This window comes from Hamadaea tsunoensis DSM 44101 (assembly GCF_000428945.1).
GTDB lineage: Bacteria > Actinomycetota > Actinomycetes > Mycobacteriales > Micromonosporaceae > Hamadaea > Hamadaea tsunoensis.
Genome location: NZ_AUAX01000024.1, coordinates 122,550 through 143,184, shown reverse-complemented (window position 1 = coordinate 143,184; position 20,635 = coordinate 122,550). Strand labels below are relative to the sequence as shown.

The following is a 20,635-nucleotide window of genomic DNA, read 5'->3' as shown; positions in this document are numbered from 1 at the left end:
CGACCTGTTCCGCCGCCTGCCCGAACACCTGACCAAAACAGTGACCTGGGACCAAGGCGTCGAAATGGCCGAACACCACCACATCCAACTCGCCACCGACTGCCGGGTCTACATCTGCGACCCGCACTCACCCTGGCAACGCGGCACCAACGAAAACACCAACGGCCTACTACGCGACTACTTCCCCCGCGGCCGCTTCGACTTCCGCACCATCGACCAAGCCGGCCTCGACGTGATCGCCGACCAACTCAACCGGCGACCACGCCAAACCCTCGACTGGGACACCCCCACCGAACGCCTCAACCAACTCCTACTTGCACCCACCGGTTGAAACCACCGACGGAATTCGAGGCATTCGCGCAAGATCGTCGGGCTAGGGTGCGGGGGTGGCGATGTTCGTATTGGTGCCGGGCGCGTGGCTGGGCGCCTGGGTATGGGATGCGGTGGCCGAGCGGCTGCGTACCGGTGGGCACGAGGTCCGGGCGGTGACGCTGGCCGGGCTCGCCGAGCGGGCCGTCGCGGACCCGTCGGCCGTCGGACCCGAGGAGCACGTCGAGGACCTGCTCGCCGCGCTCGATCCCGACCGGCGCTCGGTTCTCGTGGCGCACAGCTACGCCGGGATCGTGGCCGGCACCGTGGCGCAACGCGTACCGGAGCGGATCGCGCGGGCGGTCTACCTCGACGCGAACCTGCCGGTCGCCGGGCAGTCGATGGTCGACGGGTGGTCCGAGGGCGGGCAGAAATACCTGCACGACCTCGTCGCCGCGTCGGGCGGCTGGTGGCCCGCGCCCCGGCCGATCGACTTCGAGGGGCACGCGTCCGCCGAGCAGGCCGAATTCCTCTCGGCGCGGGCCACCCCGCACCCGGCGCGTACGGTGACCGAACCGGTGCGGCTGGCCGGTTCCGTCCCTCCCGGCGTCTATCTTGCCTGCGTACGCCCATCGGGCGGGCTGTCGGCCGAGGCGCGGTCGGTGCAGCGGGTCGCCGGCTGGCGGATCGAAACCCTGGAATCCGGGCACTGGCCGATGGTGTCCGCGCCGGACGCCCTCACCGAATCCCTGCTCCGGATCGCGGAAACAACGTTGTAACGTTGCGCGCGTCACACCGGCACAGGGGCAGGGGGCACAACCGTGTACTACGAGCAGATCTCGGTCTCGGACGGGCTGCCGCCCCGGGCGTACGCGGACACCGACGCCGCCCGGCTGAGCCTGAACGGGACGTGGCGCTTCCGCCTCCTGCCGCACGCCGACGGGCCGACCGACTTCGCCGACCCGGCCTTCGACCCGGACAGGGCGGCCGGCACCTGGGCCGAACTGCCGGTCCCGTCGCAGTGGCCGCTGCACGGCGACGGCGCGTACGGGCGGCCGATCTACACCAACGTGCGGTTCCCGATCCCGGTCGACCCGCCGTTCGTGCCCGACGAGAACCCCACGGGCGATCACCGCCTCGTCTTCGACCTTCCGGCGGACTGGCCGGCCGGCGACGCCGTGCTCCGGTTCGACGGGATCGAGTCGTGCGCGAAGGTCTGGCTCAACGGCACCGAACTCGGCGTCACCTCCGGCTCCCGGCTGCCGGTCGAGTTCGCCGTGGGCCACCTGCTGCGCCCGGCCGGCAACGTGCTGGCGGTACGCGTACACCAGTGGTCGGCGGGCACCTATGTCGAGGACCAGGACATGTGGTGGCTGCCGGGGATCTTCCGGGACGTGACCCTGCTCGCCCGCCCGGCCGGCGGCGTCGACGACGTACGCGTGAGCGCCGGCTACGACCACACGACCGGCCTCGGCACGCTGTGCGTACAGACGGCCTTCGGCCTACAGGGCGTCCGGACAGGCGACGGCGTACCGGCGGGGATCGCCCGGGTGACGTGTGCGGAGCTGGGCATCGACGCGGCGGCCGGGGAGGCGGTGACCCGGCCGGTGCAGCCCTGGACGGCGGAGACGCCGCGGCTGTACCACGTCGAGGTCGCGACCCCGACCGAGCGCGTGACGCTCAAGGTCGGCTTCCGCACGGTGGCGGTGGCGGACGGCGTGCTGAAGGTGAACGGGCGGCGGATCCTGCTGCGCGGGGTGAACCGGCACGAGTTCGACCCGGACCACGGCCGGGTGGTGAGCGACGACCTCATGCGGACGGACCTGCTGCTCATGAAGCGCCACAACGTCAACGCCGTACGCACGAGCCACTATCCGCCGCACCCGCGCTTCCTGAGCCTGTGCGACGAGCTCGGCCTCTGGGTGATCGACGAGTGCGACCTGGAGACGCACGGGTTCGAGGAGAACGGCTGGCGGCGCAACCCGAGCGCCGACCCGGCGTGGCGCGACGCGCTGGTCGACCGGGCCGAGCGCATGGTCGCCCGGGACCGCAACCACGCCTCGATCATCCTGTGGTCGCTGGGCAACGAGGCCGGTGTCGGGGAGAACCACGGCAGCATGGCCGAGGCGATCCGCGCGCTGGACCCGAGCCGCCCGCTGCACTACGAGGGCGACTGGTCCTGCCGCTACGTCGACGTCTACTCCCGCATGTACGCCCACCAGGACGAGGTCGACCTCATCGGGCGCGGCGAGGAGAAGCCGCTGGACGCCTCGCAGCCCGGCGGCGGTACGCCGGACGACGCCGAACTGGACGCCCGCCGCCGGCGGCTGCCGTTCATCCTGTGCGAGTACGGCCACGCGATGGGCAACGGCCCCGGCGGGCTGCTCGAATACCAGCGGCTGTTCGAGAAGTACGACCGCTGCCAGGGCGGCTTCATCTGGGAGTGGGTCGACCACGGCATCCGTACCCGGCGGGCGGACGGCAAGGCGTTCTACGCGTACGGGGGTGACTTCGGGGAGGAACTGCACGACGGGAACTTCGTCTGCGACGGCCTCGTCCTGCCCGACCGCACGCCCTCGCCCGGCCTCGCCGAGTTCAAGAAGGTCGTCGAGCCGGTCCGGATCACCGCCGCTCCGGCCGGCGTCCGGATCGCCAACCACTACGACTTCGCCGACCTGTCGGACCTGCGGTTGCGCTGGTCGTACCAGGTGCAGGGCACGGTCATCGCCGCGGGCGAACTGGACTGCCCGCCGCTCGCGCCCGGCGCCCACGCCGATCTCCCGCTGCCGCCCGCGCCCCGCGATGCCCCGCCCGGCGAGGCCTTCTGGACGGTACGCGCGGTGCTGGCGAAGCCGGCGGACTGGGCGCCGGCCGAACACGAGATCGCGTGGGGTCAGTGGCGCGTGGCCGAGTGGGCCCGGCGTCCACTGGGGACGGTCAAGGCGCCCACCCCGGCGCGGGTCGGACCGGGCCGGTTCACCGACGGCCGGCTGACCGGGCTCGGCGGCGTGACCCTGGAACCGCCCCGGCTCGACGTCTGGCGGGCGCCGACCGACAACGACACGATGGGCCGGCGGCTGGCCGACCAGTGGCGCCACTACGGCCTGCACCGCACGAAGGAACGCCGGATCTCCGTCGGCGTCGAGGGCGACGCGCTGGTCGTGCGTACGCGGGTCGCGGCGGCCGCCGCCGACTTCGGCCTGCTGACGACCTACCGGTGGCAGGGCGACGAGGACCGGCTGCGCCTCGACCTCAGCGTGGAACCGGACGGCGAGTGGCCTGTCGTGCTGCCCCGGCTCGGGCTGCGCTTCGGCCTGCCCGGGATGGTGGAATCCGTGCAGTGGTACGGGCTCGGCCCCGGCGAGGCGTACGCGGACACCCGCCAGGCGGCCCGCGTCGGCCGGTTCGAGTCCACTGTCGACAAGATGCAGACGCCCTACGTCATGCCGCAGGAGAACGGGGCCCGGCTCGGCGTACGCTGGGCGGAGCTGACCGACTTCGCCGGCCTGGGCCTGCGGATCGAGGGCGACCCGGAGTTCGTGCTGACCGCCCGGCGCTGGACGAGCGAGCAGCTGGACGCGGCCCGGCACACGCCGGATCTCGTGCCCGGGGACCGTGTGTGGGTCAACGCGGACCTCGCCCAGCACGGCATCGGCTCGAACTCCTGCGGCCCGGACACGCTGCCCGCCTACCACCTGAACGCGGCCCCCATGTCCTACGCGTTGACATTCAGCGCCCTGGCCTGAATTCCTTGCGGGACCCGGGCCCGGCTGCGCCTCGCTTAACGGGAGCCAGGACATTAATCTGTCCGAATGCGTGTCGTGCGGAGATGGTTGCGCTACAACGCCTCGTGGATACGCTCCGAGGTGCTGCTGGCGGCCGCCGTCGTCGCGGCCTTCCTGGTCTACCTGCCGCTGCGCCCGGCCGCCGAGCCGGATCTGCTGGCCGAGCTGGGTACGCGGATCGTGCTGACGCTGGAGCAGGCCTCGCCCGCCCAGCACCACGATCACGGGCACGACATCACGGCCGGGGAGAAGGTCGTGTGCACCGCGGAGGTGTTCGGCCACGATCCCGCCGGGGCGCGCCGGGTGGCCGACGTCCAGTGGGCGTACGCGTACTACCTGTGTGCCGCCGCCCCGCCCGGTACGCCGTGGGAGCAGGCCGCCCGCATCTCCGGCCCGGTCGCGGTGTCGCTGACGAATCCGCCGGTCGTGCGGATCGCCGAGGCCGGCCTGGGCTATCCGGACCGCGTACGCGCGATCATCCCGGCGCGGTACCTGGACCGGACGGCGGGCTTCACCGACTCGGCCCGGCCGGCCGCGCTGCGGTCACGCTATGAGCGGGAGATCGCTACCGTGGGTCAGACCGGCTCGTCAGCGCGTTGATGCATGTCGGCGCATTGACAACTGAGAACTTGAATATGGAAGATCGTCGTCAGTCTCTCGGGTCGATCCTGCGATCTCTTCTGCCGAGCGGGCCTCCTCCGGAGGCATCATATCGACTCAGATAGCTATAGCGAAGAATGGGGTTCGCCCGGGAACCCCGGGTGCTCGGCATTCCACATCAGACGGTCGCGAGTACGCCACTCACCGCCGCGCCCTGGCGGTGGTACACGCCATCGGACTGGCATCCCGGCTTTCCGGCTGCACACGGATATCAGTTTTGTGCGACCCCCCTCCGGCAGTGCTCGGACCGCTATCACGCCCGTACGCGGCGACAAACCGCGCCGGGCACCGGCGAAAGTGATAGGGGTATGCATGTTGGACGTATCTCTGCTCGGGCCGACCGAAGCCCGGGTCGCGGGGGTCAATGTCACGCTGTCGCCGCTCGAGCGCAACCTGCTCGCGCTGCTGGCCCTGTCCCGGGGAACGGTCCTCTCCACCGAGCGGATCATCGACAGCCTCTGGGGCGACCGTCATCCGGCCTCGCCGCGCTCGCGCGTACAGGGGCTCGTCTCCTCGATCCGGCGCAAGATCGGGGACCCCCTGATCACCCGCCATCCCGGCTACCTGCTCGACGCCAAGGAGATCACTCTCGACCTGACCGAGTGCGAGGACCTCGCCCGGCAGGCCCGGCTGGCCGGCTCCCTCGGGCAGGCGGCCCAGTACCTGCGCAAGGCGCTCGGGCTGTGGCGCGGCGAACCGCTGGACGGCGTGACCGCACCGGGCCTCGAAGCCGACCGCGTACGCCTGCACGAGCTGCGGATCGCCTTGCTGGAGGAGCGGTTCGCGGCCGACCTGGAGCTCGGGCGGCACGCCGACATCGTGGCCGAGATCGGCGTGGCGGTCGCCGCGCACCCCCTCCGCGAACAGCTGGCCGGCCAGCTCATGCTCGCCCTCTACCGGTGCAACCGGCAGGCCGACGCGCTGCGGGCGTACCAGGCGCTGCGCGACCGGCTGGCCGACGAACTCGGTGCCGACCCGTCGGCGGACCTGCGCAACCTGCACGCGATGATCCTGCGCGGGGAGCCCGACCGCCCCGCCGAACCGCACCGGCCGGGCGAGGCCCGCGACGGCAGAGCGGGCGACCCGCCGGACGCCGGCCTCCGTCACGAAGCCCACCGCGGTGCCGCTCCTCAGGACGCCGCTCATCACGACGCCGCCCATCACGACACCGCCCATCACGACACCGCCCATCAAGAGCCCGCCCATCATGAGCACCGGCCCGCGCAGCTCCCCGCCGGCGTCGGCCACTTCACCGGCCGCGACGCCGAACTCGACGCCCTGACCCGGGCCATCTGCGCGCCGGCCGAGGAGTCCCGCGTCCTCGTGGTCGCCGGTGCGGGCGGTCTCGGCAAGACGGCCCTCGTCGTACGCTGGGCGCATTCGGTGGCCGAGCGCTATCCGGAGGGGCAGATCTTCGTGGACCTGCACGCCCGCGTACGCGACGAGGAGCTGACGGCCGGCAACGCGCTGGCGGCGGCGCTGGGCGCGCTCGGCGTGGCCCGGGACGCGATCCCCGCCCGGGTGGACGAGCGGGCGGCCCTCTACCGGACGCTGACCAGCGGGCGCCGGATGCTGATCGTGGCCGACGACGCGCGCTCGGTCGAGCAGTTGCTGCCGCTGGTGCCGCCGACCGCGGCGAGCCAGCTGGTCGCGACGAGCCGGCGGGGGCTGGCCGCGCTCGCGGCGCACCACGCCGTGCAGACCGTCCACCTGGAACCGCTGGGCCCGCAGGCGACCCGCGACCTGCTCGCCCGGGTCGTCGGCGCCGACCGGCTGCGCGATCCGGCCGCCGCGCGGCTGCTGCAGTGGTGCGGCGGCTGGCCGCTGGCGATCCGGATGGCCGGCACCAAGCTGGCGGCCCGGCCCTGGCAGTCCCTGGCCGCGTTCGCCGACGAGCTGGAGGAGCAGCCCGACCTCGCCCTGGAGGACGACCCGCGCAGCGCGCAGGCGCCGCTGCTGAGCGCGTACCGTGCGCTGAGTCCGGCCGCCCGGCACCTGTTCGGCCGCATCGGGCTGCTGGACTCCCCGTCCGTACGCCTGCGCGCGGAGGACACCGGCTCCGGCGTCGACCTGGCCGCCCGGCGGCTGCGCGTGCTGTTCGACGAGCTGGTGGACGAGCATCTGCTGCTGGAGACCGGCCCCGACCGCTACCGCGTGCACGACTTCGTCCGCCGGTTCGCCCGGCACTGCGCCGCCGAGTTGCGCGAACGCGACGCCGTCGACGCGTGGGTACGCCCACGGGTGGCGACCGGGGACGAACCGCGGCCGAGCCGCACCATGGCGGATTCGTACCAGATCTGAAGCGGCTTCGCAGTCCTCGTTGTGAGACTCGCCTGACACGGGGCCCGGGCCCGGCCCGACCCGGCCAACCCAGGCGGATCACAGGCGCGGAACAGCGAGGCGAGCATGCCCGACGAGGCACCGCCGGCGACCGGCCCCCAGCGGCCCCTGCCGGAGCAGTTCACGGCGATCGCGCGCGCTCGGCCGGAGCGTACCGCCATCGTCCACAACGGACACGAGATCGGGTACGGTGCGCTGGCGGACCGGGTGAGGCGAGCCGCGCGCCGCCTCGGTCCCCGGCCCGGCCGCGTACCGGTCGACGCCGTGCACGACCCCGAGACCGTGGTACGCCTCCTCGGCACCTGGCTGGCCGGCGGCACGTACGTGCCGATCGATCCGGCGTACCCGGCCGAGCGCCGGGCGGCGATGCTGGCGGCGGTGGAGCCCGCGGTACTCCGGCAAGCGGGCGAGCCCGCGGTACTCCGGCAAGCGGGCGAGCCCGCGATACCCAGGCAGGGCGGCGCGCTCGCGTACATCCTGTTCACGTCGGGGTCGACCGGGGTGCCGAAGCCGGTGCTCACCAGCCCGGCGGCGATCGCCACCACGGTCGGGGCGCTGCGCGACCTGTTCGGGATCACCCCGGACGACCGGGTGCTGCAGTTCGCCTCGCTCAACTGGGACACCTGCTTCGAGGAGATCCTGCCCGCCCTCACCGCCGGCGCGGCCCTGGTCTTCGACGACGACGCGTACGCGGGCTCGTTCCCGAAGTTCGTCCGGATGCTGGAGCGCGAACGGATCACCATCGCCGACCTGCCGACGGCGTACTGGCACGAGCTCGTGAACTTCCTCGTCGAGGAGGACCGCCGGCTGCCGGCGACGCTGCGTACGGTGATCATCGGCGGGGAGGCGGCGCGACCCGCGCGGCTGGCCGACTGGTCCACTCTGGACACCGGCCGCATCCGCCTGGTCAACACCTACGGCTGCACCGAGACCACGCTCATCACGCACGCCGTGGACCTGTGCGGGCCGCTCGCGACCGAGGCCGTCGACTGGTCGGCGGCGACCCGCGTACCCATCGGCCGCCCGCTGCCGCACGTCGTGCAGCGCATCGACGACGAGACGGGCGAGCTGTGGATCGGCGGCCCCGCGATCGCCGACGGTTACGCAGCTCCGGACCTGGCCGAGCGCTTCACCCGGCACGACGGGCAGCGGTTCTTCCGGACCGGGGACCGCGTACGCCGGCGGGACGACGGGGTGCTCGTGCACGAGGGGCGCGCCGACGACGTCCTGAAGATCCGGGGCGTCCGGGTCGACCCCGGCGAGGTGGAGGCGCATCTCGCCGCCCATCCCGCGGTCGGCGCGGTCGCCGTCGCCGGGCTCGCCCGCGGCGACCACACGATCCTGGCCGCCTTCGTGGTGCCCCGCCGTTCCGCCCGAACCGAGACCGCCGCCGGGACCGGGACCGCCGCCGGGACCGAGGCCGCCGCCGGTACGGAGACCCTCGCCGCCGACCTCGTCCAGTACCTCAAGGGACGGGTGCCCGCCCACCTGGTGCCGAGCCGCATCTCGCTCGTCGCCGAGCTCGCCTATACCCCAAGCGGCAAGGTCGACCGCCGCCGGATCAAGGAGACCCTCGCATGACGACAGCCGACATCACCGCCGACGGGACCGGGGAGATCACGGAGGTGACCGAGATCTTCCGGCGCGTCCTGGAGTCGCCGGATCTCGCCCCGGACGCGGACTTCTTCGCGGCGGGCGGGGACTCCCTGCTCGCGACGCGGGTGCTCAGCGCGGTCGCGCGCGCGTACTCGGTGGAACTGACCTTCGACGACTTCCTGCTCGCGCCGACGCCGCGGGCCCTGGCGCGGCTGATCGCGGGTGGGGACCGATGAGGGTCGTCGTGGTCGGCGCCGGGCTCGCGGGCCTGACGGCCGCGAGCGATCTGGTGGCGGCCGGCGCCGAGGTGACCGTGCTGGAGGCGCGCGGCCGGGTCGGCGGGCGCACCCACGGCCGCGAGGTCGCGCCGGGCGCGTGGGCCGACGCGGGCGCCGCGTACCTCGGCGACCGGCACACCGAGCTGCACGCGCTGCTCACGCGCCTCGGCCTGGCCACCACCCCCACGACCATGCTGGGCGCCTCGCGGTTCGCGCTCGGCCCCGCCGCCCGGAGTGACACTCCGCAGACCCGCGAGGCCCGCTTCCCCCCGCTGTCCGCCGTCGCGCTCGGCGACCTGTTCGCCCAGCTGCACGACCTCACTTCCGCCGTACGCGTGGACGAGCCCTGGCGTACGCCAGGAGCGTCCACATGGGACGCGATGACGGCGGCCGAATGGGCGGCGAAGTACCTGGAGCACCCGGACGCGCAGCTGTTCTTCCCGCTGTTCCTGGGCGAGATGATGGCCGCCGACCCGGCCGCGGTCTCGGTCCTGCACATGGCGTTCTACCTGAGCTCCGGCGGCGGCGTCCGCTACCTGAACGCGTTCGAGGGCGGCGCGCAGGCCGACCGGGTCGACGGCGGCGCGCACCGGATCTGCGAGCGGCTGGCCGCCGGCCTCGACGTCCGCCTCGACGCCCCGGTCTTCGCCGTCGAACAGGATGGCGTCGAACAGGATGGCGTCGAACAGGGCACAGCCGGCGTACGCGTGCATTCCGCGGCCGGGGTCCTCGCCGCGGACCGGGTCGTGCTGGCCGTGCCGCCGGTGCTGGCCGACGCGATCGAGTTCCGCCCGGGGCTGCCGGTACCGCGCTCGACCCCGGCGACCGCGCCCGGCTGCGCCGTCAAGGTGCACCTGGTCTATCCCGCGCCGCTCTGGCGCGAGCACGGCCTGTCGGGCTGGTCGGTGAGCGCGGACGGCCCGCTGCTGTCGACTGTGGACGATTCGCCGCCGGACGGCCGGGCCGGGATCCTGACCGGGTTCGTGACCGGCGCGGCCGCCCACCGGTACGCCGCCCTGACCCCGGGGCAGCAGCGCGCGGAGGCGCTGGCGCAGGCCGCCCGGCTGTTCCCGGAGTTGCCGGAACCGGCCGGCTTCCACGTCACCGACTGGCTGGGCGAGCGCTACAGCCGGGGCTGCTACGCGGCCCTGTTCGGCCCCGGCGACTGGCTACGCCTCGGTCCGCACCTGACCGGGCGGCACGGCCGCGTCCACTGGGCCGGCACCGAGACGAGCACGGAGTTCTTCGGGCTCATGGAAGGGGCGATCCGCTCGGGTCACCGCGCGGCCGCCGAGATAGCTGCTGAAGGAGCGTGACATGCTGACCAGTGAGTCGCTGAACACCGGGGGATCGATCGCCCCGCTGGACGTCCGGCGGAAGTTCATGACCGAGCCCGGCCTCGGCGCCGGCAATTTCCTCGACTACGCCGTGCGGTACAACCCGAACAGCGCGGTCCCGTGCGTCTACAGCCACTCCACCGACCACTTCGGACGGGTGGAGCTGCGCGGCCACAGCCTGGAGGACCTCGTCGCCCTCCGGGACCGGCACGCCAAGTGGTACCGGGCCAACGGCGTACGCGCGGGGGAGCCGGTCGGGATCGTGGTCGCCGAGGGCCTCGAACCGCTGCTGCACTACCTGGCGCTGACGGCGCTCGGGGCCATCCCGGCGATGATCAACGACGCGATGCGGCCCGACGTCATGCTCCGGTTCCTCGACTACGTGGGAGTGGTCGGCGTCGTGGCCGACGACACCACGCGGCTGGCCGCGGCGTACCGGGCCGATCCGCGCCGGCGCCCCCGGTTCCTGGCGCTGGCGGCCGAGATCCAGGCGTTCGACGCGGCCGCGGTCGAGCTGCCCGACCCGTATCCGTACGCGCACAAGGACGACGACGTCGTCGCGATCATCCATTCGTCCGGCACCACCGGCACGCCCAAGGGCACCACGCTGTCCCACAAGAGCTTCTGGGACGGCAAGCAGGCCCGGATGGTCCGGTTCCCGGCCGAGCCCTACGACCGGCTCATGTCGCTCATGCCGCACACGCACGCGGGCGGGCTGAGCTACTTCCTCACCGCCGTCCTGCTCGGCCTGCCGACCGTGGTGATGTCCGACTGGCGCCGCCGCACGGTGGAGCCCGTCATGGAGGCGTTCCAGCCGACGATGCTGGCGTCGTTCCCGCGTACGTTCGTGGAACTGGCGACCGGCGACCTCCCGGTGAAGGGGGCGGCGAAGGTCCACTCCTGGTTCAACACCGGCGACTCCGCCCACCACGGGCACATCCGCCGCCTGACCAGCCTCGGCGAGCGGCCGGCCGGTCTGATCGCCGCCTGGCTGCTGCCGCCCGACGACGGCGGCGAGCCGGCCCGGGCGCTGCCCGGTTCCCAGTTCGTCGACGGCCTGGGCTCCTCGGAGATGGGCATGGCGCTCTTCGGCGGCCTCTGGACGCCCGAGACGCCCCGCAACGACCGCTGCGTCGGCAAGCCCCAGGACGCCGTCATCCGGGCGGCCGTCCTCGACGAGGCGGGCGAGGAGGTGCCGGACGGAACCGTCGGGCTGCTCGGCGTCATCACCCCGTCGCGTACGCCGGGGTACTGGAAGAACCCGCGGCTGACCAGCAGCTTCGAGCTGAACGGGTTCTGGCTGACGGGCGACGTGGCCAGCCGGGACGCGGCGGGCAACTACTACCACCTCGACCGGACGGTCGACGTGATCGACAGCCTCGACGGCCCGGTCTACAGCCTGGCCCTGGAGGAGGTCCTGCTGGCGGACTGCGCCGACCTCGTCCGGGACTGCTCGGTGGTCGGCGTGGCGGCGCCCGAGGGCGGCCAGCGGCCGATCGCCGTCGTCCAGCTCCAGGCGGACCCGGTCACCGGGCAGCCTGTCGACGTCGCGCCGGAAGCGGTGCTGGAGAAGGCGAACAAGGAACTGTCCGCCGCCGGCCTCGCCACGCTCGCGCACGTCAGCGTCGCCCGCGCGCCCGAAGACTTCCCGCTCGGGCCGACCGGCAAGGTCCTCAAGCGGGAACTCCGCACCAGATTCGCCACCCTCCTCGTCCAGTGACCGTCTAGTTAGGAGACCCACTCATGTCCCGCTACGACTGGGATGCCACCCACCCCGGCATCGAGCAGCTCAAGGCGCGCATCACCCCGGCGCGCGACCGCGTGGTCGGCCACGCTCTCTACGGCGCCCTCGACAGCCACGAGGCCATCACGACGTTCATGGAGCACCACGTGTACGCGGTGTGGGACTTCATGTCGCTGCTGAAGTCTTTGCAGCGCCAGCTGACCTGCGTCGAACTGCCCTGGGTGCCGACGGGGCCGACCGGCAGCCGGCGGCTCATCAACGACATCACGCTCGTCGAGGAGAGCGACGAGTTGCAGGGCGGCTTCATCAGCCACTTCGAGCTCTACGTGAGCGGCATGTGGCAGGCGGGGGCCGACTCCAGCACGATCGAGGCGTTCATCGGGGCGCTGCGCAAGGGGACCGGCGTCTCGGCCGCCCTCGACGAGGCGGGCGTACCGGCCGTGTCGGCGGCGTTCGTGCGGACGACGTGGGAGTTCATCGAGACCCTGCCGGTGCACTGCCAGGCGGCGGCGTTCGCCTTCGGCCGGGAGGACCTCATCCCGGACATGTTCGAGCAGGTCGTGAAGGTGAACACGGACGTCGCGGGGGAGGCCGGCCGGCTCGACACCTTCGTCGACTACCTGGCCCGCCACATCGAGGTGGACGGCGAGGAGCACACGCCGATGGCTATGCAGATGCTCGCCGACCTGTGCGGCGACGACGAGGAGAAGTGGGAGCAGTGCGCGCAGACGGTGAACCGGGCGCTCGACGCCCGCGTACGCCTCTGGGACGGCATCCTCGCCGCGATCCGCGGCTGAGATCCGCACGAGAAGAGCCCCGGCCGATCCGGCCGGGGCTTCCTCGTGTGTGCATGTAGTCGTGTGCATGTAGTCGTGTGCATGTAGTCGTGTGCGGACGCCGCCCTACGGGGCCGGATCCGGGCGGACCCAGGAGCGGGTGAGCGCCTGGATGACGGAGCCGTCGGGGTCGGCCAGCTTGCGGCTGACGTAGCGGCGCGCGTACTCGCTGGTCTGGACGCGGAACGCGGGCTGGTCGGCGGTGAGCGTCGCGACCACCACGTCCGCGACGTCCGCCGCCACCTGGGCGCCCTCGACGGCCCCCGTCTGCACCCACCCCCGGTACGCGCGGTACGCCTCCTCGTACGGCCCGGCCGCGGCCAGCATCGCGGTCGGGTCGGCGTGCGCGTTGGCGATGAAGTCCGTGTCCAGGACGGCGGCCGGTTCCACGACGGAGACGCGTACGCCGACCTCGGCGGCGACCGGCGCGAGCCCTTCCATGAAGCCCTCGACGGCGAACTTGGCGGCCGAGTACGCCTCGTTGAAGGGCTGGCCGACGACGCCCCGGACGCTGGAGACGGTGACGAGCCGGCCGCGCGCCGCCCGCAGGTGGGGCATGGCCGCCCGGGTCATCGCGACCACGCCGAAGAAGTTCACCTCCATGCTCGCCCGCAGCGACTGCATGGCGCACAGTTCGGCGGTGGGCGCGATCCCGGCCACGCCGGCGTTGTTGACCAGCGCGTCGAGACGGCCGTGCATCGCGACGACCGAGCGTACGCAGTCGTGCACCGACTCGGGATCGGTCACCTCCAGCGTGACGACGTCGATCCAGACGCCGGCCTTCTCGGCGGCCTCGCGCAGGGCGAGGTCACCGTCCGGGCGGCGTACCGTGCCGACGGTCGTGAAGCCCGCGCGGGCCGCGGCGACGGCGGTGGCCAGGCCGATGCCGGACGAGGCACCGGTGATGAGGACGGTCGCGTTCATGAGGCTGTCGCCACCTCCGGGCGGGGTTCGGCGACCGGCTCCGGCCGCATCGGCGGGGCGGTCGCGAGCAGGCGCTGCATTCCGGCCAGCGGGATGATCGAGAGGATGCCGATCACGGTCGCGCCGAGCACGGTGTACTTGGCGGCGTACAGGATGCCGTGGTTGGTGGCGAGGTGCGTGACGATCCAGCCGCCGGTGAACGTGCTGAGCGGGATGACGCCCCAGGTCACGGTGCGGTACGCGCCGTGGATGACCGCCTGGTCGCCGACCGGTACGCGGGCCTGGCGGACCGCGGCGCTGTTGATGTTGTACCAGGCGAAGAAGAAGCCGTAGGCCGCCAGCGTCAGCGGGAGCACGGCGAGGGCCGGGAAGCGGGGGACGAACAGCAGCCCGAGGCCGGACGCGGAGTGGCAGACCATGGACAGCGCGAGCATCCGGCCGGAGCCCACCCGGGCGCTGACCCGCGGGGCGATCAGGGCCCCGAGCACCGCCCCGACGGCGGCCAGGGACATGACGGCGCCGAACATCCCGGCCGACAGCCCCAGCCCCTGGTACGCCAGCACCGGCATCTGCGTGACGAAGATCGGGCCGCCGATGTTGGCCAGCAGCGTCCCCGCCGTACTGCGGCGCAGGACCGGATCCGTCCAGTTGCGACGGACGCCGGTCATCGCGCGGGCCAGGATCTGCCGCCCCCCGGTACGCGTACCGAACGGCTTCATGAACCGGATGAGGGCCGCGGAGAACAGGTAGCTGAACGCGTCGATGAACAGCGCCGCCACCCCGAACACCTGGTAGATCCCGCCCGCCACGGCCGGCCCGCCGAGCTCGGAGACGGTGCGGCTGGCCTCCATCCGGGAGTTGCCCCGCACCAGTTCGCCGGACTCCACGATGGAGGCGACGGCCGGCATGTAGCCGATGTTGAAGAAGACCGTGCAGGCGCTGACGACCACGACGCAGCCGAACAGCAGCCCCACGCTCAGGAACCCCTGCCAGTACGCGACCGGGATGATCGCGATCGCCGCGAACCGCAGCAGGTCGCACGCGATCAGCATCGTACGCAGATCCCACCGGTCGGCCAGCGCGCCGGCGGCCAGGCTGAGGACCGGGATCGCCAGGTACTGCGCGGTGCTGATGAGCCCGACGTCGAAGGCGCTGCCGTGCAGCAGGAACACGAGCACGGTCGGGATCACGAAGAGCGTGACGCGGTCGCCGAGGTAGCTGACCGTCTGCCCCGTCCACAACAGCTGGAAGTCCCGCCCCAGCGCGCGTACGCGTGGGGTCGGGACCTCGTTGCGGACGGCCGTGCCGGTCACGACTCCCGCCGGGTGACGAGATTCGGGATCTTCCCCGTCCGCTCGTTGCCCAGCAGCGCGTCCACGACGGTCACCCGCAGGGCGTGCGGGTTGCGCTGGAACACGATGCTCGGCCCGAACCCGGCCCCGGCGATGCGGTCGCGGACGCGTTCGGCCAGCCCCTCGGTCGCCGCCCCGCTCGGCAGGGCCAGGACTTCGAGGACCGCGTTGCCGTCGGCGTACTCGTGCACGACCAGCTGCGCCTTCGCGACGCCCGGCACGCCGCCGACCTCCGCCAGCGTGTCGGCGACGTTCACCAGGTGCCCGCGGAACTTGATGAGCCCGTCCCGCCGCCCGAGGATCTTCAGGGCCGGCCGCGGGTCGCCGCACGGGCAGGCCGTGATCTCGCCCGCGTCACCGGTCTGGTAGCGCAGGATCGGGTTCAGTCCTTCCGGGTTCAGCGTGGTGAAGTCGAGGAACTGCTCCTCCTCGACTGACCCGTCCTGTCCCGCAGATCCGACGTGGACGAGCTGCGAGGGCAGCGGGTGCCAGGTGTCGTAGGCGCACTCCGGCGTGTTCGTCGCGACGACCCATGTCTCGGTGCTGCCGAACATCCCCCAGCGCCGCGCGCCCGGCGCCACCACGGCCAGGTCGTCGTCGATCCGCGGATCCCACGCCTCGCCCAGGAACAGCACCGCCCGCAGGTCCGGCAGCTTGATGCCCGCCTCCCGCGCGTGGCCGAAGACCAGGCGCAGCACGCTCGGCGTACCGCCGAAGGCCGTCACTCGCCGCTTCGCGAAGAACTCCAGCCAGGCCGAGTACTCGTCCTTCGTCATCGCCCCGACGTTCATCGCCGTGCAGCCGGCATGATCGGCGTACGCGTTGACGAGGAAGTGCGCGCCCCACATCTTGCCCGCGCTCCAGCCGTTGACGAACACGTCGTCCGGGCCGAGGGCCGGCCAGTTCTCGTAGACCTCTCGCATGTAGAGGCCGGTCGGCGCGTACCCGACCTGCGGCGAGCCGGTGCTCCCTCCACTTTGGAAGATCCAGGTGGCCGCCGCCGCTGCTTTCGGCGGGTGGGCGGCCAGCGCCGCCTGCAGGTCGTCCTTGCGCATCACGGGTACGCCGGCCAGCTCCGACAGGCTCGTCACCGGACCGGTGCCCGCGTACCGGCCGGCGAGGCCGGGATCGGCGCGCAACCGGTCGAGCAGGTGGGCGATGCGCTCGACGTTCGCGTCGGTGAGCTCGGCCGTCCCGAGCAGGAAGCCAGGCTGTGTTTCAAGTTGTGTTTCAAGCCGTGTTTCAAGCCGTGTTTCAGACATGGTTCGTCTCCAGGTGTCGGGCGTGGCCGCGCGCGTACGCCGCGAACCGCGCCTGGATGATGGCGCGCTGCCGGTCGACGAAGACGCGGTCGGTGGGGTCGGGGCAGACGATCGCCCCGTCGGGCTCGATCTCGGACAGCCAGTAGTCCTCGCCGTCGAAGAGGAAGTCGACGCACAGGAACGGGATCGGTACGCGCTCCGCCACGTAGGCCAGCGTCTCCTTCAGCTCCGGCGGCGTGTCGATGTACTCGATCCCGCCGCCCCGGCCGAAGTTCGCCACGTAGGCCCCGTCCGGCGGCGTACGCCGGGCGACCGTGTGCGGCTCGCCGTCGACCAGGAACACCCGAAAGTCGATCGTGCCGGGGCCGAGGTACGGCTGGATCGCCATGGCCGTCTCCCCGCCCTGGGCCAGGCTCAGCAGCCCGTGCAGGTCTTCGAGGTCGCGGGCCATGCAGATGCCCCAGCCGGCGCACCACCCGACGGGCTTCACGATCGCCGGGAAGGTGAGGTCGGCGAGCACCGGTTCGTAGAGGCGTACGCCGAGGTCGCGTCCGGTGCCGATCCGCAGCGTGGGCACGGCCGGGATCGGCGAGTCCTTGAGGTACAGGATCGTCGCGAGCTTGTCGTTGACGATCGACGACAGGCTCGGCGGGGCGGGCAGGTAGAACCCCGCGTTCTCCAGGACGGCGTACATCGCGTACTGGTTGAAGACGTCCTGCGACTGGTAGGGCAGCGAGTAGAGCGAGGTGACGAACAGCGTGTCCGCGGGCGTGACGAGCTCGCCGGCCACGTAGAACCTCGGCGGCTCGCCGCGCCGCAGGTGGTCCACGGCGATGTCGTCGGGGGCGTGCCGCTGCCAGGTCAGCCCGAGCCGCCCGGCTTCCTCCTCGTACGCCGCCCAGAAGGCCTTCTGCCATTTGGGGAGGGCACGGCTGGATTCGCGGTCGGGGAAGACCCAGACCATTCTGCGGAGAGTCCCCGTGTCTGTGTCCATATCGGATCCTTGTCGTCTGGGGCGGTCGCTCGGAAAGGACGTTCAGCGCTCAGAGGGAGGTTCGGTGCTCAGAAAGGAGGTTCGCTGGGGGAGGCCGAGAGGCTGTGCCGCCCGGCGACGAGCGCGCTGCGGCCGCGGAACTCGGCGATGACGTCCGGGCCCGCGCTCACGGTGACGTCGTAGACGCCCACCCGCCCGCGCCGGGAGCGTTCGAGGGCGTCGGCGACGAGCAGCTGCCCGGCCGCGGCCGGCTGCAGAAAGGTGATCTCGGCACTGTGGGCGACGGCCATCGGCCCGTGCGTGTTGCTCGCGTACGCGAACGCGGCGTCGGCCAGCAGGAACAGGTATCCGCCGTGCACGACGCCGTGCCCGTTGACCATCGCCTCGGTGGCCCGCATGCGCAGGCGGGCGTACCCGGGCGAGACCTGGTCGAGTTGGATGCCGAGCGCGCGGCTGGCCTGATCGCGGGCGAGGAGCGCCGCGGCGATCTCCTCGGCCCGCAGGCGGCCCAACTGAGGTTCGGCCGCGGAGCGGATGGTCGGCGTGTCGGTCATCGGCGCCTCCTGGGGTCCCGCCCGGGTCCGGGCCGGACGCCAGGCGAGCGTTCCAGGAGGCGCTACAAAAGCCCTGCGGATCCCCTACGAGATCGCAGTCCGCGGAAATGCCCCGACCGCAACGCCCGTACGGCCGGCTGGGCCTGGCGCGGGCGATGATGCTGCGCGACCCCGGCCTTGATCATGTCGCGTGGATATGTCGAAGTGGATGGCCTGGCCTTGATCGTGTAGCGCGGATATGTTGCGGCGGCCGGATTTCGACATAGACGAGTGACATGATCAAGGCTGGTGCACGCACTGCTCCGGAGCGAAGCGGAGGAGCCGCAACGGTCTCCCGCGCGAGGAGCGGAGGTGAGATCGGCGAACCCGGGACAAAAAGATCTTGATTCGCCAAGGCTAGATGTGGTCCCGCCAGGCGTGCTCGGGCTCGTAGCCGAGCAACGCGCGCGCCTTGTCGATGCTGAGCAGGGTCTGCGTGCCGGTCAGTTCCTTCGTGACCGGTACGCCGGGGAACACCTCCGCGACCAGTTCCGCCGACGGCCGGCTCATGACGGTGTCGGCGTTGGCGATGATGAAGATCTCCAGGCCGGGCGTGGTGTACTCCAGCGCCTTGCGGACCGCCTGGGCGCCGTCGCGGGCGTCGATGTAGCCCCACAGATTCCACTTGCGCCGCAACGGGTCCGCCTCGAACGACGGGAACTGCGCGTAGTCGGCGACCTCCATCACGTTGGAGAAGCGCAGGCCGACCATCTTCAGCCGCGGGTTCCACCGGCAGAACTCGGCGGCGATCGTCTCGTCGACCAGCTTCCCCAGCGAGTACGAGGACTCGGGCCGGGGCGCCTGCGTCTCGTCGATCGGCACGGCCACCGGCGGGATGTCGAGCGGCAGGCCGAGCAGCGTCTCGCTGGACGCCCAGACCACGTTCTCGATGCCCGCCTGCCGGGCGGCGGCGAAGACGTTGTAGCTGGCCCGCACGTTGTTGTGGAACACGGTCGCGTTGGTCGCCACGCCCGGCGCCGGCAACGCGGCCAGGTGGACGACCGCGTCCACGCCGCCGTGCCGGTCGTCCACGGCGCTCAACGCCTCCGAGGTCTGGCCGTAGTCGGTCAGGTCGAGGCGTACGAAGGGGGTCGTCGGTTCGCGGGGCGGCACCGCGTCCAGGTTGATCACCTCGTAGCCGTGGTCGAGCAGATCCGCCACGACCGCCCGGCCGAGTTTGCCGCTGCCGCCGGTCACCGCCACCTTCGTCATGCCGATGATCCTATGCACCGTGCCGGCGCCCGGAGCGCTGTGCCTCCGCCCAGAGCAGCGCGCCCCGCCCATCGTGGGAGTGTTCCGGTAGATCTGGTGTTTCGGCTGCGCGCGGTGAGGACCGCCCGATACGGTGATCGGCGGGACCCGGGGGAGGACCCGTGTGAAGGGATGGCCGTACGCATGGCCAGTGCCAAGAAGAAGTCGCTCATCGCCGCCGGTGTCATCGCCGCCGGCTCGGCCGCGGCCATCACCGCGTACGCCGTGCGCCGCCGCCGGGACCGGGCCGTGGACGCCGAGCTCTCGCACATCATTGATGAGGCGGAGGGGTCGATCGGCCGCGCGGCCGGGCCGGACAAGATCCGTGACTCGCAGGCGGTGGCGGACAAGGTGGCGGCCAACATCCGCGGCGCCGGCCGGGAAGATGCGCAGCGGCGCGACAGCGAGCAGCGCGACAGCGAGCAGCGCGGCGGCGAGCGGCGCGACAACGACAAGAAGGCGTCGCCGAGCCTCGTCAGCGCGAAGCCGGGCCCGGGCAAGGGCCAGGCTTTCTGAAACGGCCGGACTTGCTGAACGGCTGGACTTCGGAAAGTCCGCGAGGGCCGCACTCCGTCCGGAGCGCGGCCCTCGTTCCGTCTGGTCGGCCGGCGGGCCTCAGCTCGCCGACTTGACCAGCGCGCCGGAGACCCGGACCGCCTTGACGATCGACGGGATCGAGCCGACCAGCAGCACGATGCCCCAGACGATCGCGACGACGGCGAAGACGATCGCGCCGATGTCGTCGAGGATGCTGACCAGGATCACCGGCAGCAGGTCGTGCAGGAACTCCAGCACGATGTTGCAGACCAGCGTCGTGACGACCAGCGCCACGAGCCCCTTGTTCTGCAGGAACCGCGGCTGCGCGACGAGCAGCAGCACCGCCCAGCAGAGCTTGAGGAAGAACAGCAGCCCGATGATCACCGACGCCTTGCCGACCGGGAAGAATCCCCAGATCGCGAGGTAGACGATGGTCCCGAAGGGCGGCGCCAGGAACAGCGACACCATGATCATCAGTTCGACGAAGGCGATGATCGCCAGGACGAACGAGACGATGATCAGGATGATCGACCCGATCAGCGTCGCCACGCCCTGGACCCGCCCTTGTACACGGTCCGGCACGATCAGGCTGAGCGTGAACAGCCCGGTCGTGTACAGGGCGATCACGTCGATCAGCGCCAGGTACGCGATCCCGCGCCCGGGCGGCTCCGACACGTTGGACACGTCGCCGAGGTCGACGCCGAGATCGTGGGCGCCGCCGCCGAGGGCGCCGGAGGCGTCGGCCCCGCCGAGGATCAGGCCGGAGCCGAGCTCGACGAGGACGACCAGGATGATCGCCAGCATCGCCAGCAGCAGGAAGGGTTTACGCAGGCCCAC

General features: G+C 72.0%; 18 protein-coding genes. 11 read left to right on the top strand and 7 right to left on the bottom strand.

Features of this window, described 5'->3' with window-relative positions:
- The 10 genes from G401_RS0129825 to G401_RS0129780 all read left to right on the top strand — a co-directional run.
- Positions 1 to 331, top strand: a 331-nt coding sequence (locus G401_RS0129825; protein WP_027345366.1) for an IS30 family transposase, incomplete at its 5' end; no start/stop codon positions are given.
- A gap of 61 nt (positions 332 to 392) precedes the next feature.
- The gene (locus tag G401_RS0129820; RefSeq protein WP_034593580.1) at positions 393 to 1,088 is read left to right on the top strand and encodes an alpha/beta fold hydrolase; all 696 of its coding nucleotides are present in this window, start codon (positions 393 to 395) and stop codon (positions 1,086 to 1,088) included.
- Between the two features lie 42 nt (positions 1,089 to 1,130).
- Positions 1,131 to 4,055 (top strand): glycoside hydrolase family 2 TIM barrel-domain containing protein, encoded by a 2,925-nt coding sequence (locus G401_RS0129815; RefSeq protein ID WP_027345364.1) that lies wholly within the window; start codon positions 1,131 to 1,133, stop codon positions 4,053 to 4,055.
- 66 nt (positions 4,056 to 4,121) lie between these two features.
- Positions 4,122 to 4,694: a hypothetical protein gene (locus tag G401_RS53515; RefSeq protein WP_157546540.1), complete on the top strand. Its 573-nt coding sequence runs from the start codon at positions 4,122 to 4,124 to the stop codon at positions 4,692 to 4,694.
- A 372-nt stretch (positions 4,695 to 5,066) separates the two neighbouring features.
- The gene (locus G401_RS49360) at positions 5,067 to 7,055 is read left to right on the top strand and encodes an AfsR/SARP family transcriptional regulator (RefSeq protein ID WP_051367340.1); all 1,989 of its coding nucleotides are present in this window, start codon (positions 5,067 to 5,069) and stop codon (positions 7,053 to 7,055) included.
- 105 nt (positions 7,056 to 7,160) lie between these two features.
- Positions 7,161 to 8,675: an AMP-binding protein gene (locus G401_RS0129800; RefSeq protein ID WP_051367339.1), complete on the top strand. Its 1,515-nt coding sequence runs from the start codon at positions 7,161 to 7,163 to the stop codon at positions 8,673 to 8,675.
- On the top strand, positions 8,672 to 8,926 hold the full coding sequence (locus G401_RS0129795) for an acyl carrier protein (protein ID WP_051367338.1): 255 nt from the start codon (positions 8,672 to 8,674) through the stop codon (positions 8,924 to 8,926). The genes G401_RS0129800 and G401_RS0129795 overlap by 4 nt, the downstream gene beginning before the upstream one ends.
- Complete coding sequence (locus tag G401_RS0129790) at positions 8,923 to 10,284, top strand: flavin monoamine oxidase family protein (protein WP_027345361.1); 1,362 nt, start codon at positions 8,923 to 8,925, stop codon at positions 10,282 to 10,284. The genes G401_RS0129795 and G401_RS0129790 overlap by 4 nt, the downstream gene beginning before the upstream one ends.
- Before the next feature lies 1 nt (position 10,285).
- Complete coding sequence (locus tag G401_RS0129785) at positions 10,286 to 12,025, top strand: class I adenylate-forming enzyme family protein (protein WP_034593538.1); 1,740 nt, start codon at positions 10,286 to 10,288, stop codon at positions 12,023 to 12,025.
- A gap of 23 nt (positions 12,026 to 12,048) precedes the next feature.
- Entirely contained in the window at positions 12,049 to 12,846 is a 798-nt protein-coding gene (locus tag G401_RS0129780) for a DUF3050 domain-containing protein (RefSeq protein WP_027345359.1), read from the top strand.
- A 105-nt stretch (positions 12,847 to 12,951) separates the two neighbouring features.
- Here the strand turns inward: G401_RS0129780 and G401_RS0129775 are convergent, their stop codons facing one another.
- From G401_RS0129775 to G401_RS0129750, 6 genes are all read right to left on the bottom strand, one after another.
- On the bottom strand, positions 12,952 to 13,809 hold the full coding sequence (locus G401_RS0129775) for an SDR family NAD(P)-dependent oxidoreductase (protein ID WP_027345358.1): 858 nt from the start codon (positions 13,807 to 13,809) through the stop codon (positions 12,952 to 12,954).
- Positions 13,806 to 15,122, bottom strand: a complete 1,317-nt coding sequence (locus tag G401_RS0129770; protein ID WP_027345357.1) for an MFS transporter — start codon at positions 15,120 to 15,122, stop codon at positions 13,806 to 13,808. The genes G401_RS0129775 and G401_RS0129770 overlap by 4 nt, the downstream gene beginning before the upstream one ends.
- Positions 15,119 to 16,423: an AMP-binding protein gene (locus G401_RS0129765; protein ID WP_084557761.1), complete on the bottom strand. Its 1,305-nt coding sequence runs from the start codon at positions 16,421 to 16,423 to the stop codon at positions 15,119 to 15,121. The genes G401_RS0129770 and G401_RS0129765 overlap by 4 nt, the downstream gene beginning before the upstream one ends.
- Entirely contained in the window at positions 16,416 to 17,417 is a 1,002-nt protein-coding gene (locus G401_RS0129760) for an ATP-grasp domain-containing protein (protein ID WP_084557759.1), read from the bottom strand. Before G401_RS0129760 ends, G401_RS0129765 begins: the two co-directional genes overlap by 8 nt.
- Positions 17,418 to 17,485: 68 nt before the next feature.
- Positions 17,486 to 17,971: a hydroxyphenylacetyl-CoA thioesterase PaaI gene (gene paaI / locus G401_RS49355; RefSeq protein ID WP_084557757.1), complete on the bottom strand. Its 486-nt coding sequence runs from the start codon at positions 17,969 to 17,971 to the stop codon at positions 17,486 to 17,488.
- Positions 17,972 to 18,367: 396 nt separating this feature from the next.
- Positions 18,368 to 19,222 (bottom strand): NAD-dependent epimerase/dehydratase family protein, encoded by an 855-nt coding sequence (locus tag G401_RS0129750; RefSeq protein WP_027345354.1) that lies wholly within the window; start codon positions 19,220 to 19,222, stop codon positions 18,368 to 18,370.
- 183 nt (positions 19,223 to 19,405) lie between these two features.
- On the opposite strand from G401_RS0129750, the gene G401_RS0129745 reads away from it, so the two are divergent.
- Entirely contained in the window at positions 19,406 to 19,777 is a 372-nt protein-coding gene (locus G401_RS0129745) for a hypothetical protein (RefSeq protein ID WP_157546537.1), read from the top strand.
- 99 nt (positions 19,778 to 19,876) lie between these two features.
- Here G401_RS0129745 and G401_RS0129740 read toward each other — a convergent pair whose 3' ends face one another.
- The gene (locus G401_RS0129740; protein WP_027345352.1) at positions 19,877 to 20,635 is read right to left on the bottom strand and encodes a membrane protein; all 759 of its coding nucleotides are present in this window, start codon (positions 20,633 to 20,635) and stop codon (positions 19,877 to 19,879) included.

Bases quoted from the DNA above. Each gene is read 5' to 3' on its own strand.
- G401_RS49360 (WP_051367340.1), top strand. From the start codon at position 5,067: ATGTTGGACGTATCTCTGCTCGGGCCGACCGAAGCCCGGGTCGCGGGG.
- G401_RS0129745 (WP_157546537.1), top strand. From the start codon at position 19,406: ATGGCCAGTGCCAAGAAGAAGTCGCTCATCGCCGCCGGTGTCATCGCC.
- G401_RS0129760 (WP_084557759.1), bottom strand. From the start codon at position 17,417: ATGGACACAGACACGGGGACTCTCCGCAGAATGGTCTGGGTCTTCCCC.
- G401_RS0129775 (WP_027345358.1), bottom strand. From the start codon at position 13,809: ATGAACGCGACCGTCCTCATCACCGGTGCCTCGTCCGGCATCGGCCTG.
- G401_RS53515 (WP_157546540.1), top strand. From the start codon at position 4,122: ATGCGTGTCGTGCGGAGATGGTTGCGCTACAACGCCTCGTGGATACGC.
- G401_RS0129780 (WP_027345359.1), top strand. From the start codon at position 12,049: ATGTCCCGCTACGACTGGGATGCCACCCACCCCGGCATCGAGCAGCTC.
- G401_RS0129795 (WP_051367338.1), top strand. From the start codon at position 8,672: ATGACGACAGCCGACATCACCGCCGACGGGACCGGGGAGATCACGGAG.
- G401_RS0129765 (WP_084557761.1), bottom strand. From the start codon at position 16,423: ATGTCTGAAACACGGCTTGAAACACGGCTTGAAACACAACTTGAAACA.
- G401_RS0129750 (WP_027345354.1), bottom strand. From the start codon at position 19,222: ATGACGAAGGTGGCGGTGACCGGCGGCAGCGGCAAACTCGGCCGGGCG.
- paaI (WP_084557757.1), bottom strand. From the start codon at position 17,971: ATGACCGACACGCCGACCATCCGCTCCGCGGCCGAACCTCAGTTGGGC.
- G401_RS0129790 (WP_027345361.1), top strand. From the start codon at position 8,923: ATGAGGGTCGTCGTGGTCGGCGCCGGGCTCGCGGGCCTGACGGCCGCG.
- G401_RS0129785 (WP_034593538.1), top strand. From the start codon at position 10,286: ATGCTGACCAGTGAGTCGCTGAACACCGGGGGATCGATCGCCCCGCTG.
- G401_RS0129800 (WP_051367339.1), top strand. From the start codon at position 7,161: ATGCCCGACGAGGCACCGCCGGCGACCGGCCCCCAGCGGCCCCTGCCG.
- G401_RS0129820 (WP_034593580.1), top strand. From the start codon at position 393: ATGTTCGTATTGGTGCCGGGCGCGTGGCTGGGCGCCTGGGTATGGGAT.